This window comes from [Mycobacterium] manitobense (genome assembly GCF_025821665.1).
Classification (GTDB): Bacteria; Actinomycetota; Actinomycetes; order Mycobacteriales; family Mycobacteriaceae; genus Mycobacterium; species Mycobacterium arseniciresistens.
The window spans coordinates 222800-238330 of the sequence record NZ_JACKSJ010000062.1 but is presented as its reverse complement, the minus strand read 5'-3'; the positions used below and the strand labels follow the sequence as shown (position 1 = coordinate 238330).

General features: G+C 68.8%; 16 protein-coding genes and 1 tRNA gene. 10 read left to right on the top strand and 7 right to left on the bottom strand.

What is annotated here, in order from left to right:
- The first annotated feature begins 79 nt into the window (after window positions 1-79).
- The 3 genes from H7I41_RS08590 (at window position 80) to H7I41_RS08580 (ending at window position 3092) form a co-directional block, all read left to right on the top strand.
- Window positions 80-1585, top strand: coding sequence for an FAD-dependent oxidoreductase (locus tag H7I41_RS08590; protein WP_308214596.1), 1506 nt, complete (start codon window positions 80-82; stop codon window positions 1583-1585).
- A 128-nt stretch (window positions 1586-1713) separates the two neighbouring features.
- Complete coding sequence (locus H7I41_RS08585) at window positions 1714-2379, top strand: TetR family transcriptional regulator (RefSeq protein WP_264012141.1); 666 nt, start codon at window positions 1714-1716, stop codon at window positions 2377-2379.
- A 17-nt stretch (window positions 2380-2396) separates the two neighbouring features.
- Window positions 2397-3092: an Ntn hydrolase family protein gene (locus H7I41_RS08580; RefSeq protein WP_264012140.1), complete on the top strand. Its 696-nt coding sequence runs from the start codon at window positions 2397-2399 to the stop codon at window positions 3090-3092.
- A 3-nt stretch (window positions 3093-3095) separates the two neighbouring features.
- On the opposite strand, the gene H7I41_RS08575 is transcribed toward H7I41_RS08580, so the two are convergent.
- On the bottom strand, window positions 3096-3311 hold the full coding sequence (locus H7I41_RS08575) for a hypothetical protein (protein WP_264012139.1): 216 nt from the start codon (window positions 3309-3311) through the stop codon (window positions 3096-3098).
- 35 nt (window positions 3312-3346) lie between these two features.
- Here H7I41_RS08575 and H7I41_RS08570 point away from each other — a divergent pair, with 35 nt between their 5' ends.
- Entirely contained in the window at window positions 3347-3769 is a 423-nt protein-coding gene (locus tag H7I41_RS08570; protein WP_264012138.1) for a hypothetical protein, read from the top strand.
- A 63-nt stretch (window positions 3770-3832) separates the two neighbouring features.
- Window positions 3833-4462: a GNAT family N-acetyltransferase gene (locus H7I41_RS08565; RefSeq protein WP_264012137.1), complete on the top strand. Its 630-nt coding sequence runs from the start codon at window positions 3833-3835 to the stop codon at window positions 4460-4462.
- Here H7I41_RS08565 and mbtN read toward each other — a convergent pair.
- From mbtN to crcB (H7I41_RS08535), 6 genes are read right to left on the bottom strand one after another with little or no spacing between them, the layout of a single operon-like run.
- The gene (mbtN, locus tag H7I41_RS08560) at window positions 4456-5625 is read right to left on the bottom strand and encodes a mycobactin biosynthesis acyl-ACP dehydrogenase MbtN (RefSeq protein WP_264012136.1); all 1170 of its coding nucleotides are present in this window, start codon (window positions 5623-5625) and stop codon (window positions 4456-4458) included. The genes H7I41_RS08565 and mbtN overlap by 7 nt on opposite strands.
- Window positions 5622-7196, bottom strand: coding sequence for a long-chain-fatty acid--ACP ligase MbtM (gene mbtM / locus H7I41_RS08555; protein ID WP_264012261.1), 1575 nt, complete (start codon window positions 7194-7196; stop codon window positions 5622-5624). The genes mbtN and mbtM overlap by 4 nt, the downstream gene beginning before the upstream one ends.
- Before the next feature lie 5 nt (window positions 7197-7201).
- Window positions 7202-7471: a mycobactin biosynthesis acyl carrier protein MbtL gene (gene mbtL / locus H7I41_RS08550; RefSeq protein WP_264012135.1), complete on the bottom strand. Its 270-nt coding sequence runs from the start codon at window positions 7469-7471 to the stop codon at window positions 7202-7204.
- A gap of 40 nt (window positions 7472-7511) precedes the next feature.
- A complete protein-coding gene (locus H7I41_RS08545; RefSeq protein ID WP_264012134.1) occupies window positions 7512-8558 on the bottom strand; it encodes a DUF190 domain-containing protein in 1047 nt (348 codons plus the stop codon).
- A complete protein-coding gene (gene crcB / locus H7I41_RS08540; RefSeq protein ID WP_372503715.1) occupies window positions 8555-8893 on the bottom strand; it encodes a fluoride efflux transporter CrcB in 339 nt (112 codons plus the stop codon). Before crcB (H7I41_RS08540) ends, H7I41_RS08545 begins: the two co-directional genes overlap by 4 nt.
- A gap of 26 nt (window positions 8894-8919) precedes the next feature.
- Window positions 8920-9315 (bottom strand): fluoride efflux transporter CrcB, encoded by a 396-nt coding sequence (gene crcB / locus H7I41_RS08535; protein WP_264012132.1) that lies wholly within the window; start codon window positions 9313-9315, stop codon window positions 8920-8922.
- Between the two features lie 70 nt (window positions 9316-9385).
- On the opposite strand from crcB (H7I41_RS08535), the gene pgm reads away from it, so the two are divergent.
- The 5 genes from pgm (at window position 9386) to H7I41_RS08510 (ending at window position 15530) form a co-directional block, all read left to right on the top strand.
- Entirely contained in the window at window positions 9386-11020 is a 1635-nt protein-coding gene (pgm, locus tag H7I41_RS08530; protein ID WP_264012131.1) for a phosphoglucomutase (alpha-D-glucose-1,6-bisphosphate-dependent), read from the top strand.
- The gene (locus H7I41_RS08525) at window positions 11017-12285 is read left to right on the top strand and encodes an MFS transporter (RefSeq protein WP_264012130.1); all 1269 of its coding nucleotides are present in this window, start codon (window positions 11017-11019) and stop codon (window positions 12283-12285) included. The genes pgm and H7I41_RS08525 overlap by 4 nt, the downstream gene beginning before the upstream one ends.
- Window positions 12282-13691 carry a glycosyltransferase family 39 protein gene (locus H7I41_RS08520; RefSeq protein WP_264012129.1) on the top strand — a complete coding sequence of 470 codons (1410 nt, stop codon included), beginning with the start codon at window positions 12282-12284 and terminating at the stop codon, window positions 13689-13691. The genes H7I41_RS08525 and H7I41_RS08520 overlap by 4 nt, the downstream gene beginning before the upstream one ends.
- Before the next feature lie 70 nt (window positions 13692-13761).
- Window positions 13762-13834, top strand: a tRNA-Ala gene (locus H7I41_RS08515).
- A gap of 418 nt (window positions 13835-14252) precedes the next feature.
- Complete coding sequence (locus tag H7I41_RS08510) at window positions 14253-15530, top strand: Tox-REase-5 domain-containing protein (protein WP_264012128.1); 1278 nt, start codon at window positions 14253-14255, stop codon at window positions 15528-15530.
- The last annotated feature ends 1 nt before the right edge of the window (window position 15531 follow it).

Sequence of the window (15531 nt, the reverse complement as noted above, 5' to 3'; positions counted from 1 at the left end):
GCCGGTCGCGGCGTAGCGCGAAAAAGCGTGATCTTGGTCGAGCCCCGGCCGATAATGGGAGGGCACGAGGGGGATGCGCATGACCGCTTCAGAAGTGACCGGACCGGCGGACGCGGCATCGATGCAGCGCTGCGACGTCTGCATCGTCGGAGCGGGGGTCGCCGGACTCAACGCCGCGTTCGCGGCCAGCCGGCACATGTCCCGCGACCAGCGGATCATCCTCGTCGACCGGCGCGAACGGGCCGGCGGCATGTGGGTCGACACCTATCCCTACGTCCGATTGCACCAGCCGCACGGGTTGTTCACCGCAGGCGACATCTCATGGACACTCGGCCGCGAGCGTTCATATCTGGCGTCCAAGGACGAGGTGCTCGACCACCTCCAGCACTGCCTCGAAGAGATCCGCCGATCGGTCCGCGTCGACACCTTCTTCGGCCACACCCTGGAAGCGGTCGACGAAGGTTCCGAGCGGTGCCGCGTGACGTGCCGATCGGCGACCGGTGAACTCCTCACCATCGACGCCGACACCGTGATCAAGGCCTATGGGTTCCGCATCACGCCGAACGATCCGCTCCTGTTGTCGAGCAGCCAGGCGCACTCCGTGTCGCCGGACTCCTGCGACGTACGGACGGGGGACATCGCGGCCGACGACCGGCCGGTGTGGATCATCGGTGGCGGCAAGACGGCGATGGACACCGCCCACGCGCTGATCACCGGCTGTCCCGGGCGTGAGGTCAACATGGTGGCCGGAGCGGGCACCCTGTTCTCGCGCCGCGACCGGGCATTCCCCGCCGGACTGCGCCGGTGGTATTCGGGGATGGTGACCAGTTCGTTCGGCGCCGAGGCGGCGCGCAGGTTCGACGGTACCAACGAGGCGGCCGTGCGGGAGTGGCAATGCGAAGCGGTCGGCACCGCGGTCACCCCACGGACCGCCAATTTCCTGCTGGGTGTGCTGTCGGACGATGAGGTCCGCACGATCAAGCGCGGCCTGCATTCGGTGGTGATGGACTATCTGGTCGACGCGGTCGACCGGCACGGCGCCGTGGACCTGCAGTTCCGCAGCGGCGACACCACGACGATCCCGTCCGGGAGCTGGATCGTGAACTGCACGGGCTACGTCGGCAAGGACGACGTTCCCTACGAGCCGTACCTCTCTGCGGGCGGGAAGGTGCTGTCGATCCAGACACGTTCGGCCACACTGCATCTGAGTACGTTCATGGGTTACTTCATGACCCACATGCTGATGCTCGGAAAACTCCGGGACACGCCGCTCTACGAGATCGACCTCCAGGAGATGTTCCGCGCGTCGCGGGGCGCCTTCCCCTACGCGCTGCTCACCGTCGCGCAGTACAACCTCAGCCTGATGTACGACGCGCTGCCGACGAAGGTGTTCACCCAGTGCGGGCTCGACTTCGATCGGTGGTATCCGCTTCCGCGCCGCACGTTCGCGATGGCCAAGTTCGTCATGACCCACCGCCGGGCGCGCGAGCATCAGCGGCGGACCCTCGACACCATCCGCGAACGCTTCGACGTCCGATGCGGACCGCTGCGACATGACGAGAGGGCCGGGGCGGACGGCCGCTGACGCTGACGCCGAGCGTGGGCGAAGGCGTCGAACATCTACTGTCACGACGCCGACACGCCGCACGGTCGGTCGTCGGTATGTGAGCCAGATCACAACGTCCATCAGGCATCCGGTGACGAAGAACTGATGTGTACACCGAAGCAAGACCGCCACGTCTCCGCGGCCGGCCCCGGGCCTCGGAGAACACCGACACCCGCGCGGGCATCCTGCGTTCCGCACGCGAGGTCTTCCGCGAGCTGGGCTACGAGGGCACCACGAACATGAAGATCGCGACGCACGCGGGCCTCACCCGCCCCGCGATCAACTACCACTTCACCAGCAAGCGGGAGCTGTTCCGCACCGTCGTGGAAGCCAACCTCGCGATACTCGCCCAGGCCATCGGCGCGGCAGCCGACCAGGTGACCCTGCGCGACCGGCTGCGGGCGCTCATGCTCGCCGCCGACACCGACCCCGAGGTGCGCGCCGCCACCGGGTTCCTCACGGTCGCCGAACTGGACTGCCAGCGGCACCCCGAACTGCGGGCGGACGGTTGGGACGTCGCCTCGGCGCTGCGTGATTTCCTGCGCACGTCAGTGGCCGCCGCGCGGGAGACCGGCGAACTACACGCCGGCGTCGACCTCCCGTCGGTGGTCGACGCGCTGCACGCGGTGCTGAGCGGCATGGCATTCCGCGGCGGTGCCGTCGCCGACGGTCGCCGCCGCGCGCAGACCGACGCCCTGATGGCGCTGGTCAGCGGCGATCTCTTCACCGGCCCCAGCGGAGATCGCCGCGACGAGCCCGTACGGCTCGGCTGAGTCTCTATCGTGGTGCGATGACCGTCGTCCTCGCCCTGCGCTGCGCCGACGGGCTGGTGCTCGCTTCCGACTCCCAGATCACCGATCCCGGCCGCGGACTGTCCTACCCGGCACAGAAACTCCACCCGCTCGGTTCGCATGCCGCCTGGGGCGGCAGCGGCTCGCGCGCGGTGCTGCACGACATCCAGCGGCTGTTCGACGCCGAACCCGACGCGGTCGTCGAGGCGCAGGACGTCGGCCGGGCCGTGCAGGAACGGGTGCTGCCGATCTTCAAGCACCACTACGCCAACTTCATCTCCGACGTCCCCGAGGCCAAACCCGGCGCGACCCCGGCGACCTATGTCCTGGCGGCGGGGTATGCCGGTGAGGTGCCGTTCATCGTCGACGTCGACCCGCACGGGCTCGTCGGCCACTACGAGGACATCGGATTCCAGGCGGTCGGCAGCGGCGCACCGATGGCCCAGCAGGCCTACGCGCTGCTGGCCAACTTCCGGATGACCGAACGCGGCGTGGACTACGGGGTGGTGGCCGCGTTGCGCGTACTCGACGCGCTCGACCTGTCCTCTCCCAGCGTGGGCGGCCCGATGGACCTGTGCCGTATCACCCCCGACGGCGCCCACCATCTCGACGATGACGAGGTCGTCGCGGTACGCCGTCATGTCGGCCGGTGGCAGGAGTTGGAGCGCAACGCGCTCGACGACCTGTTCGACTGACGGTCAGGTCTCCTCGTCGCTGCTGCGGCGGTTTCCGATGAACGCGAGGAGCATCGGGTCGTCGGACCGGAACCGCTCGACCTCTTCGCCACCGTCGCACCGCAACAACGCGATCGTCACCGCGTCCGGGGTTCGGGAGTCGACCCGCCAGACCGCGCCGGACTCCTGCCACCGCTGGAGTTCTGCGACGCGGTCACGGTCGTCGGATGTGCGGGCCATCTCTCCACGATGACACGCTGTCATAGTGTGCTGTCGTGGGTGCAGCGCAAGCGGTCGCGGCGGCCGCGGTCTTCGTGTGGCTCGGCATGGTGCTGGCGATCTCGTTCCTCGAGGCGCCGCTGAAGTTCCGCGCGCCCGGCGTCACACTGCAGGTCGGGCTGGGCATCGGCCGGCTGGTGTTCCGGGCGCTCAACGTGTGCGAACTCGCGCTCGCCACGGTCGTCACCGCGTCGTTCGCGTTCGACCGCCCGCCGATCGTCCCGGCGTTCGCGGTCGCGCTGGCGGTGGTGGCACTGCTGGCGCAGGTGCGGGTGGTCCGGCCGGCGCTGACCCGGCGCTCCGACGCCGTGCTGGCGGGCCGGGACGGACCGCGTTCTCAGGCGCACTGGTTCTACATCGGCCTGGAGATCGGCAAGGTCGCGGCGCTGCTCACCGCGGGCGTGACACTGCTGGCGTGAATTCCGCCGGACGGGTTAGGTAGGTAAACCTACCCTCATCTGCTGCGGTAGGCTCGTCGCTCGATGACCGACACCGATGAGGCGATCAAGCCCGTCCTGCCCCGCGAGCTGACGTCGATCGCCGACGAGGTCCGCGCGGTGCCCGCGCCACCGATGCCGACGCTCGCCGAGCCGTATTCCATCCGCCTCGTGGACGCCGACCAGGACGCCGAAATGATCTCGGAGTGGATGAACCGGCCGCATCTGGTCGAGGCCTGGGAGTACCCGTGGCCGCCCGAGCGGTGGCGGCGTTACCTGCAAGCGCAGCTGGACGGTGAATACTCCCGACCGCTGATCGGCAGCTTCCGTGGCACCGAACTCGCCTACGTCGAGGTGTACCGCGCGGCGAAGGACTCCATCGCGCCGCGGTACGCCGCCGATCCCTACGACCTCGGACTGCATGCGGCGATCGCCGACCTGCGCTTCGTCAACCGCGGTTTCGCCCCGATCCTGCTGCCGCGCCTGGTCGCCAGCATCTTCGAGATCGAACCCCGGTGCCGGCGCATCATGTTCGACCCGGACCACCGCAACTCCGGCGCCCGGCGGCTGTGCGAATACGCCGGCTGCGCCTTCCTCGGTGAGCACCAGATGTCGAACCGCCGGATGGCGCTCTACGCCCTGCCCCGCACGCCCGAAGACGCGCCGGGTCAGTAGTCCCAGTCGGGCGAGTTGATCAGCTCGGCGTAGCCGTCGTAGTCGGGCTTCATCGCGGCGGCGACGAGCTCCCACAGCACCTCGTCGGTGCCGCCGCCGACCCGGGCCAGCTTCATGTCCCGCCACCACCGCCCCAGCGGCGTCTCGTCGACGAGATAGCCTGCGCCGCCGAAGATGTGCATGCACTCGGAGAACACCTCTTCGCCGAGGCGGGCGGCGCTCACCTTGATCGCGGCGGCAGCGCGCAGGTCGAGTCGTCCTTCCGCGGCGATCCCGGCGAGCGAGTAGCGCAGCATGTCGACGCGGGCCTGCAGGTCGGCGATCCGCATCCGCAGTGCCTGGTGCTGGTAGAGCGTCTGCCCGAACTGGCGCCGTTTCATCATGCGGGCCAGCGTGATCCCGATGATGCGCTGGCATCCGGCGGCGACCTGGCCGGCGATCGACAACCGCTCGTGCGCCAGTCCCCAGGAGATGGCCGCCAGTCCGGTGCCTGCCCTGGCCACCAGCGCATCGGTGGGCACCCAGGTGTCGATGTGCACGGCGGCGGTGTCCAGCGGGCCGGCACCGACCTTGCGGTAGGGCGTCTGCACCTCGACCTGGCTGGTGGGTACGGCGATCACCACGACGTTGCCGTGCCTGCTGGTCGGATCCTGATCCATGCTTCGCGCCACCACCATGATGTGGTCGGCGATGGGGGACAGCGACACGAACTTCTTGACGCCGCGGACCTCGAAACCATCCCGGGCGGAACGCACTTCGGTCTGCACGATCTGCAGGTCGGAACCGCCGGACTCCTCTGACGCGCCGATGCAGAGCACCGCTTCGCCGCGGATGGCCTGCTCGCAGATGGCACGCAGATAGTCCGAACGGCCGAACCGGCGCAGCAGCGCGATGGCCGAGTCGTGCAGGCTGACCCCCACGCCGATACCGGCAGAGCCGAGCCCACCGAGTGCGGTCGCCAGTGCGACCAGCTTGGCGACGTCGGGTTGCGCTGCGTCGCCCCACTTCTCGGCGAACACTCCGGAACGGCCCAGGTGCTCGATGAGCTGACGCGGGAAGCGCTCGGTCTCCTCCGCCTCGGCGGTCCACGCCGTGACCTGGTCGTCGAAGACGCGGTCGAGCAGCGTGCGGTAGTCCTCGACGGTCGTCAGGGACAGGGTCATGGTGTCACCGCTTCCAGATTCCGTTTGACTTCCAGACGGCGCAGCTTGCCCGACGAGGTCCTCGGCAGCGAACCCGGCGCCATGAACACGACGTCGGACGGCACGACGCCGCACTCGGTGGCCACCCGCTGCACGAGGGCGCTGCGGGCGTCCGCTTCGTCGGTTCCCTTGTACTCCGCCGCGATGACCAGACCGGGCCGGACGGACTTCTCGTCGGTGCCCACCGCCACGACGGCACCTTCGCGTACGCCGTCGACCTGGGCGGCCACCCGCTCGATCTCGGTGGGGAAGATGTTGCGCCCGGCGACGGTGATGAGCTCCTTGGCGCGACCGCACACCACGAGGCCACCGTCGACGAAGTAGCCGAGATCACCGGTGGGGAACCAGCTGTCGGCCGCCAGAGGCGTTTCACCAAGGTAGCCGTCCATCATCGACGATCCGCGGACCTCGACCTCGCCGACCTCGCGGCCCTCGATGCCGTCGCTGCGCTGCTCGCGCGGGGCGATCCGGATCTGCACGCCCGGGATGGCCTCACCGAGCACGGCCTGCTTACGCACGACCGTGTTGTCCTCGGTCCGGACGTGGATCTCGTCGACGAGCAGCCCCGTCCCGGGCACCGGAACCGAGACAGCACAGTTGGATTCGGCCAGGCCGTACGAGGGGCACAGCGCCGCGCTGTCGAAGCCGAAGCGGGCCATCTCGTCGGCGAACCGCCGCGTGCCGTCGCAGTCGACGGGTTCACCGCCGTTGAGCGCGAACCGCAGTGTCCCCAGGTCGACGTCGTCGATCAGCCGGGCGTACTTGCCGACGAGGTTGAAGGCCATGTTGGGCGCCGCGGTCATCGACGAACGGCTCTCGCTGAGCCACTGCACCCAGCTGAAAGGCGACGCCGAGAACGAGGTGGTCGGCGCCTGCCAGAGATCGCCACCGCCGAGAGCCATCGTGAACAGGAACGTCAGTCCCATGTCGTGGTAGAGCGGCAGCCAGGAGCAGCCGACGTCGGCACGGGTGACGCCGACACGGGTGACCAGGCCGCTCAGGTTGGCCAGCACCGCCTGCGGCGACAGTTGTGCCGTCCGCGGCGAACCGGTCGATCCGGCCGTCCCCTGCAGCACCGCCACCTCGCCGCGGCCGCCCGGTGCGACGAACGTGACGGAACGACGGGCGTGGCCGACGGCGGCAACGTCGTGAACGGTGACCGTACTGTCCACCGCGCGCAGCAGTTGCAGCTGTTCGCCATGGCTGAACACCGTGCTCACGCCGATGGCGGTGAACCGTCGCAGCGTGGCCCGCGCCCACTGCGCGGTGTCGGCGCCACGGACCGGGCCCGGCAGAAGGGACACGGCGGCGCCGGAGATCACCCCGCCGAAGATGGCGGCGACGAGCTCGACGGTGGGGTCACCGACGAGGCCGACGGCCGCGGCGTCGTCGTCGACGATGCGGGTTGCGATGTTCTCCGCGCGGGCATGGACCTCGGCCCACGGATGCGGGCTCCAGGTCTGGCTGGGATGGTCGAAGACGACCAGTCGATGCCCGGCGGAGGTCAGGACTTCGGAGAGGGCCGCCGCCAGAGAGTTCACTGGTTGCTCTGTGCCGCCGGGACTTTCGCCAGGATCGCGGCTTCCAGGTCACCCACGGTGTCGCAGCTCAGCAGGTCTTCTTCGGTCAGCGCGACCCCGAGCTTGTCCTCGATCGCCACCATCCCGACCGCGAACGCCACGGAATCGAGACCGACGTCGTCGATGAGGCGTGAATCGCGGGTGACACGACGGATGTCGACGTTCATGTCGTCACGCAGGATCTCGGTCAGAGCGGCGCTCACCGCGTCAGGGGTAGTCGACTGCATGACGTGGGACGGTACACGGCCTACTAAACTTAGGCTAGGCTTACATCTCGGGCGCGGAGGCCGGTGGGATGCTGCCGCGGCGTCTGCCGCCGTCGATCGAAACGACCGCGGGAATCGCCGCACAGGTCACCACGCCATGTCCTTCGGTGACCTCGTCGACGAGATCGAAGCAGGCAGCTATCCGGTCCGGTGTGTCGATGTACTCCGTCGTCACCGGCACATGGCGACCGATCTGAAACATCCTGTCCCCGCTGGGCTCTGCGTCACCCGCGAACCCCCACACGCCACGAAGGACGGTCACCCCGGCCGTCGTGGGCGATTCCCGCAGACGGCGCACGAGAGTCCGGTGCACGGGAAGGCCGCGGTGCAGATCCGCCTCGCAGGTGTGCACCGTCACCTTCAGCCAGTGCGCCGGTCCCCGGTCGTCGGTCGGCGGCACAGGCGCCGGACGGTTCACCGGCACACCGCGCCCCTTGCGCAGCTGGATCGGCGCAACCGTCATCAGGGCGGACGGCAGCAGCGGCCGGAGCAGCCGGATCGCCTCTTCGGCGGCCGGTGCGCTTCCGACGGCGACCGTCATCACCGGAACGGCGATGTTGCGGCCGAAGAAGGCGGCGCGGTGACGCTGGCCCGCGGTGATGCCGTCGACACCGAGAAATGTTGCCGCCGAATCGAATTTGAGTCGGTACAGCGTGTCGCACATCGCAACGTGGGCGGGTCGCCCGTTCAGGCGGTCCGCGCGCCCGGTGAGCACTCTCAGCTCCACATGTTCCGCCGTCACGGTGTCATCGCCGTGCCGCACCCGCTCCACGGCGAGGGTGCCCCGAGACAGCGCCTCGGTCGCCCGTGCGGCGAAAGCGGCGATGCGTTCGGCGGTGTCAACGGCCACGAGCGCGATGGGCAGATCCTCGGACTGGCTCAGGGTCAGATCGGTCCGGATGTCGTGGCGCGGACCGAATCCAGCCGCGCCGCGCAGGACGACCACGGCTTCTGCGTCGCCGGGCTCGAGCAGGGCGTCGGCGACGAACCGGCCGTGGTGGCGGGCGCGTTCGCCGAAGTAGGCGGTCAGCCTGTGCAATTCGGTCACAGACGCCCCCCGAGCCAGTGCCCGGACCACACCGCGGCGAGGCCCAGCACCAGACTGACGACGATGTTGGCGACCGCGGGCCACGCCCGCCGTTCCTCGCCGAGTCGCTGCGTCTCGAGCATCCACGTGGAGAACGTGGTGTACGAGCCGACGAACGCGGTGCCCGCGAGCAGGGCGTGATGGGGGGCCAGCGCCAGCCCGCCGAGAAGGCCCAGCAGGAAGGCGCCGGTCAGGTTGACCGCCAGGGTGCCGTACGGGAACGGGCGTCCGACCCGGGCCGAGACCGTGCGGTCCACCGTGAAGCGCAGCACCGCGCCCATGCCGCCCAGCAGCATCACGCCCGCCCACAGCGCGACGGTCGTCACCGCAGCCGCGCCCGGCGGACCAGCGCTGTGGCGACGTACACCGCCACCAGCCCAGCGGCGATGCTGACGGCCAGGTAGCCGGCGGCCAGGACGAAATGACCGTGTTCGAGCATCCGCAACGTCTCGAGCTGCATGGTCGAGAACGTCGTCAGGCCGCCGCACAGGCCGGTGCCCAGCAGTGGGCGACGGTAGGCCGAGACCGGAAGGCGTTCAAGGAGCCGGGTGGTGAAGTAGCCGAGCAGGAACGCGCCGACGATGTTGACGGTGAACGTCGGCCACGGCCACCGGCCCGGATCGGCGGGCGCGAGGGTCTCCAGCCCCGCGCGGGCCAGCGTGCCCAGCGCGCCGCCGACGAAGACGGCGACCAGTTCGCGACGGTCGAATCCGGGCACGATGCAAAGTATCGCGGCTGTTCACCCGGCCGCCCGTCAACGCCGCGCGCACCGGGAGCAGAATCGACCCATGGCGGCCAACCCTCGTGCCGGTCAACCGGCGCAACCCGAAGATCTCATCGACGTGGCCCAGGTGGTCACGGCGTACTACACGAAGCAACCCGATCCCGACGACGTGGCCCAGCAGGTGGTGTTCGGCACCTCCGGGCACCGCGGTTCGAGCCTGGACACGGCCTTCAACGAGGCGCACATCCTGGCCACCACGCAGGCCATCGTCGAGTACCGGGCGGCCCAGGGCACCACCGGACCGCTGTTCATCGGCCGTGACACCCACGCACTCTCCGAACCGGCGTGGGCGTCGGCGATCGAGGTCCTCGCCGCCAACGAGGTCGTCGCGATGATCGACTCGGCCGACCGCTACACCCCGACCCCTGCGGTCAGCCACGCGATCCTGGCGTTCAACCGCGGCCGGGACGCCGACCTCGCTGACGGGATCGTCGTCACGCCGTCGCACAACCCGCCGCGCGACGGCGGCTTCAAGTACAACCCGCCCAACGGCGGCCCCGCCGACACCGACGCCACCGGAGCGATCGCCAAGCGCGCGAACGAGATCCTGCGCGACGGCCTGCGGGCGGTGAAGAGGATCCCGTTGACCCGGGCACTGCAGACCGCGCAGCGACACGACTACCTCGACGCCTACGTCAGCGACCTGCCGAACGTCGTCGACCTGCACGCCATCCGCGCCGAGGGCATCCGGATCGGCGCCGACCCGCTCGGCGGCGCCAGCGTCGACTACTGGGCGGCGATCGCCGAACGTCACGACCTGAACCTGACGGTGGTCAATCCACTCGTCGACGCGACGTGGCGGTTCATGACGCTCGACACCGACGGCAAGATCCGGATGGACTGCAGCTCGCCCAACGCGATGGCGTCGCTCATCTCCAAGATCGGCGACTACCAGATCGCCACCGGCAACGACGCCGACTCCGACCGGCACGGCGTCGTCACCCCCGACGGCGGCCTCCTCAACCCGAACCACTACCTCGCGGTGGCCATCGAGTACCTCTACACCAACCGCCCGGACTGGCCCGGTTCGACGGCCGTCGGCAAGACCGCTGTCAGCTCGTCGATCATCGACCGGGTGGTGGCCGGGCTGGGTCGCGAGCTGCTCGAGGTCCCGGTCGGGTTCAAGTGGTTCGTCGACGGCTTGCTCGGCGGGACAATTGGTTTCGGCGGCGAGGAGAGCGCCGGTGCGTCCTTCCTGCGGCACGACGGCACGGTGTGGTCCACCGATAAGGACGGCATCATCCTGGCGCTGCTGGCATCGGAGATCCTCGCCAAGACCGGATCTTCACCGTCGCAGCGCTACCAGGCGCTGGCCGAGAAGTACGGCGCCCCGACGTATGCCCGCATCGACGCGCCCGCCGACCGCGAGCAGAAGGCCCGGCTGGCGAAGTTGTCGGCCGAACAGGTGACCGCCACCGAACTGGCGGGGGAGCCGATCACCGCGAAGCTGACGTCTGCTCCCGGGAACGGCGCCGCGCTCGGTGGCCTCAAGGTGACCACGGAGAACGCCTGGTTCGCCGCGCGGCCGTCGGGCACCGAGGACGTCTACAAGATCTACGCCGAGTCGTTCAAGGGGCCCGAGCATCTGGCGGAGGTGCAGGAGGCCGCGCGCGAGGTGGTGAATACAGTCATCTCGTGAGTGCCTCTGCGGAGGGCGACTGTTCGCAAGCCGTCGCCAAGGAGAAGTTGCCCGGCGAAGTCTGGGTGCTGATCGTGTCGAACGCGGTGATCGCACTGGGTTACGGCGTCGTCGCACCGGTGCTGCCGGCCTACGCCCGCCACTTCGGGGTGAGTATCAGCGCCGCGACCTTTGTCATCACCGCCTTTGCGTTGATGCGGCTGTGCTTCGCGTGGCCGACCGGGCTGCTGATCCAGCGGCTGGGGGAGCGGCGGATCTACACCAGCGGCCTGGTCATCGTCGCGCTCACCACCGCTGCGTGCGCGTTCGCCCAGACGTACTGGCAGCTGTTGATCTTCCGGTCGCTCGGCGGCATCGGCTCCACCATGTTCTTCGTCTCCGCGCTGGGCCTGATGATCCGGATCAGCCCGGAGAACGCCCGCGGCCGGGTGGCGGGCATGTTCTCCTCGGCGTTCCTCGTCGGTTCGGTCGGCGGGCCGGTGCTGGGCAGCCTCACCGCGGGCCTGGGGTTGAGCGCACCGTTCCTCATCTACGGCGGCGCTTTGTTGGTTGCCGCGGCGGTGGTATTCATCAGCCTGCGCAACTCCTCGCTGGCCGCGCCCGAAGCCGAGGCCACGGAGAGGGTGACGGTCCGGATCGCCTGGCGCAACCGCGCCTACCGCGCCGCGCTGCTGTCCAACTTCGCCACCGGGTGGTCGGCGTTCGGGTTGCGCATCGCGCTGGTGCCGCTGTTCGTCACCGACGTGCTGCACCGCGGGGCAGGTGTCGCCGGGCTGGCGCTCGCGACCTTCGCGATCGGCAACGTCGCTGCCGTGATCCCGAGCGGCTACCTGTCCGACCGGGTGGGCCGCAAGATGCTGCTGATCGTCGGCCTTGCGGCGGCCGGGGTGGCGACCGCGCTCGTCGGTTTCACCGACGGGCTGCCGCTGTTCCTGGTCAGCGCGATCGTGGCGGGCTTCGCCACCGGCATCTTCACGTCGCCGCAGCAGGCCGCGGTGGCCGACATCATCGGCAACAAAGCGCGTGGCGGGACGGCGGTGGCGACGTTCCAGATGATGGCCGACGTGGGTTCGATCGGCGGATCGCTGCTGGTGGGACTGATCGCGCAGTACTTCTCGTTCGGCTGGGCATTCGTGGTTTCGGGCGCGATCCTGGTGGTGGCGGCGGTGAGTTGGACGTTCGCCCCGGAGACCCGGCCGCGGCCGGCGAGGGAACACGGACCGGCAAGGCCGCTCGGCCCGGAAGCCGGCGGCGAGGTGCCGTGACCGCATTCGCCCGACGAGAAGTCGGGATCGTGGTCGTCATCCAGGCCATCGTGTTGACCGCGCTGTCGGGACGTTACGGGTTCCACCGCGACGAGCTGTATTTCCGCGCGGCCGGTCAGCGCCTGGACTGGGGGTACGTCGACCAGCCGCCGTTGACGCCGCTGCTGGCGCGCCTCTTCACCTTCGAAGATTCGCCGGTCGGCATGCGGATCGCCGCGACGCTGCTCGGTGCGGCAATTGTGGTCGTGGCGGCGCTCATCGCGCGGGAGGTCGGTGCGGGCACGGGCGGACAGACGGTGGCCGCGGCCGCTACCGCGTCGTCGTTGTTCGTGCTGGCGGTGACGCACATGCTGTCGACGGCGACCGCGGACCTGCTGCTGTGGCTGGTGACCGTCTTCTTCGTGCTGCGTCTGCTGCGCACCGGCGATCCGCGATGGTGGCCTGCGGTTGGCGTGGCTGTCGGAGTGGCCCTGACCAACAAATGGCTGATTCTCCTGCTGCCGGCCGCGTTGGGCCTGAGCCTGCTGGCCGTCGGGCCACGGTCGCTGATCCGCACGTGGTGGCTGCCGGCGGGCGTCGTGGTGACAGCGGTGGTCGCCGCTCCGGTGCTCGTGTGGCAGGCGAGCCATGGATTCCCGTTGCTGACCGTCGCCGGCGGGATCAGTGCGTCGGACGGCGTCGAGAACCGGCTGATGTTCGTGCCCGTTCAGTTGGTGTACCTGTCGCCGGTCCTCGTGCCGGTGGCGGTGGTCGGCTTCATCGCCCTGTGGCGTGACCGCCGGTTTCGGTCGGTGGCGCTGGCGTATCCGGTGCTGTGCGGACTGACGCTGGTGGCCGGCGGCAAGCCGTACTACGCGATTCCGTTACTGGTGGTGCTGGTGGCGGCCGGCGCCGAACCGGCATGGCAGTGGGCTCGGCGACACCGCGCCTGGGCGGCGACGGGGGCCGTGGCGGGTGCCGCACTGTCGGTGGTCCTGGCGTTACCGGTGCTGCCCGTGCAAGCCCTCGGGCCGGTGTTGGCGGTCAACGCCGAGCAGGGGGAACAGGTCGGGTGGCGGGACTTCACCGCGTCCGTGGCCGCGGCGCATGCACAGGCCGGGCCGTCGGCAACCATCGTCACCCGCAACTACGGGCAGGCCGGTGCGATCGAACGCTACGGGCCGGAGTTCGGCCTGCCGGCGCCCTACTCGGGACACATGTCGTACTGGGACTGGGGCCCGCCGCCCGACTCGGCCGTCGGTCGGGTGGTCGTCGTGGGCAACCGGTCGCCGGTGTTCACGGGTTGCAACGTGGTGGTGACACATCGGGCGGCGCTGGGCAATGAGGAGAACGGCACGGAGATCGCGGTCTGTGACCCGGTGCGCTGGTCGACGGCCTGGCCGCAGTTGCGCCGCTTCTACAACTGACGCGCGAACCGTCTACCGGCGGTTTTGTCGCGCATATGCGGGTGGTGTAACTTCGGTGGGCACAACTTCAGGGGCTATGGCGCAGTTGGTAGCGCACCACACTGGCAGTGTGGGGGTCAGGGGTTCGAATCCCCTTAGCTCCACTCATATCGAGTAGGTCGCGGACCTAGGTGTCCGGCGTTCGACCCCGTCACTTCGAGCGGTTCGCATTCGTCGCCGCCATATCGGTCCGCGTCCGCCGCCGTCGGCCACGCCTTCTACGGCATTGTCTGGCGGTCTCCTGCCTGGTCACGGCCGACGCCCGGTGTCCGTCGTCGAGCAGCGCCTCAGCCCGTCCAGACGCCGTCGGCGTCGACGGCCACCTCGACCGGCGCGGCGCCCAATGACGCGATCGAGGGCTCGGCTGGACGGACAGATTGACGCGCTGACCACCCTTGACCTGCCACTAACGTTTGACTTCGAAGGAGCGCGCGTTCCGCCGATTCGGGTCACGTGAGGGGGTGGGGCTTGTCGGAGGTACTCCGAGTCGATACCGACGGGCTCAGACACGACGGTCGTGACTTGGCGTCACTCGGCGGTGACGTCGACGAAGAGAACTGCCGGCCGCCTGCATCCGATGTGACGTCCTCGGACGGGGCACTCGCCCTGACAGAACTCGATCGCGGCATGGTTCAGCGCTTGAGAGAGGCCAAAGACGTTCGCGAGCACGGCGGAGAGATCGTGCAGGCGTCGGCAACCATGTTCGAGGTCGCCGATGAACAGGGCTCCCTAGAGATTTCTCGGGTGGACGTAATCGGCGATCCCAAGCCGCCGTCGGCCGGCCCGCCACAGATCACAGTGCCGAAGCAACCTCAGAGTCACCAGGGCACCCCGCGGATCCCGAATGTCAACTCATCGACCGCGATGGGCGCTGAAGCGTTCTCGGAAGCGGTGCACTCGGGTCAAGGATCTGATGTGGTTCGAGATTTTTATATGCACTGGCTCGAGGAGGGCCGAGAACTCGACTTCCTAGGCGACGAAGCCAAGTTCATCAGTCAGAGCATCCAGGCTCACTGGCAGGACTCCGACAGCAACGCCGCCCCCAACATAGAGAAGCACGGCATCTGGCTTCACGACGGGGCAGAGTGGGCGAAGAAGCTCCGGGAGGCAGCCGACAATTTCGCCTCGGCTTTCGACACAGCCAAGGCGAACACTCCTACTCCAGGTGAGCTCGCTGCCGCGAAGTACGCCACCATGGCGGGCGTACTCGCGGGTCCAGCCGCCCTCGTCGCCTTCGCCGTATACGAGACCATGAAGAGCAAGGCCATCGAGGCGGCCGCCAACTATTACACCGCCGTCGACGGGGCAGTAAGGAGTGTCGGCAAACCACCGGACGCTGCACCTCTGATCGCAAAGCGTGCAGCGATTCCAGGAGAACTCGTCAAAGGGCCCGGAAAGTGGGCGGAGATCGTCCGGGGATCGGGGCAGTGGCGGGAGTACGAGCAGCAAGTCACCGGATATCCCGCCGGGATGGAGTACGAAGTCGACGTGCCGGGCCGCGCCGATCCGGTCGATTTCGACGGTTTCGAGCCCGACGCCGGATCGGACGGGCTGTTGGTTGAGGCGAAGGGCACGGGCTATGAGTGGATGATCGGTCCAAACGGAGAGTTCAACCCGAAATTTGGTGCTGCTCAACAAATTTCTAACGAACTCAGGGGCCACTACGAGGCGGCCCTGTCCACGGGTGTCCCCGTCGAGTGGCGGGTCGCTGACGCGAAGACCGCAAGCGCAATCGAAGCGATCATCGAGCAGAACAGCTACGACGACATGATCACCGTTACGGTGGTTCCGCCTGCTTGAG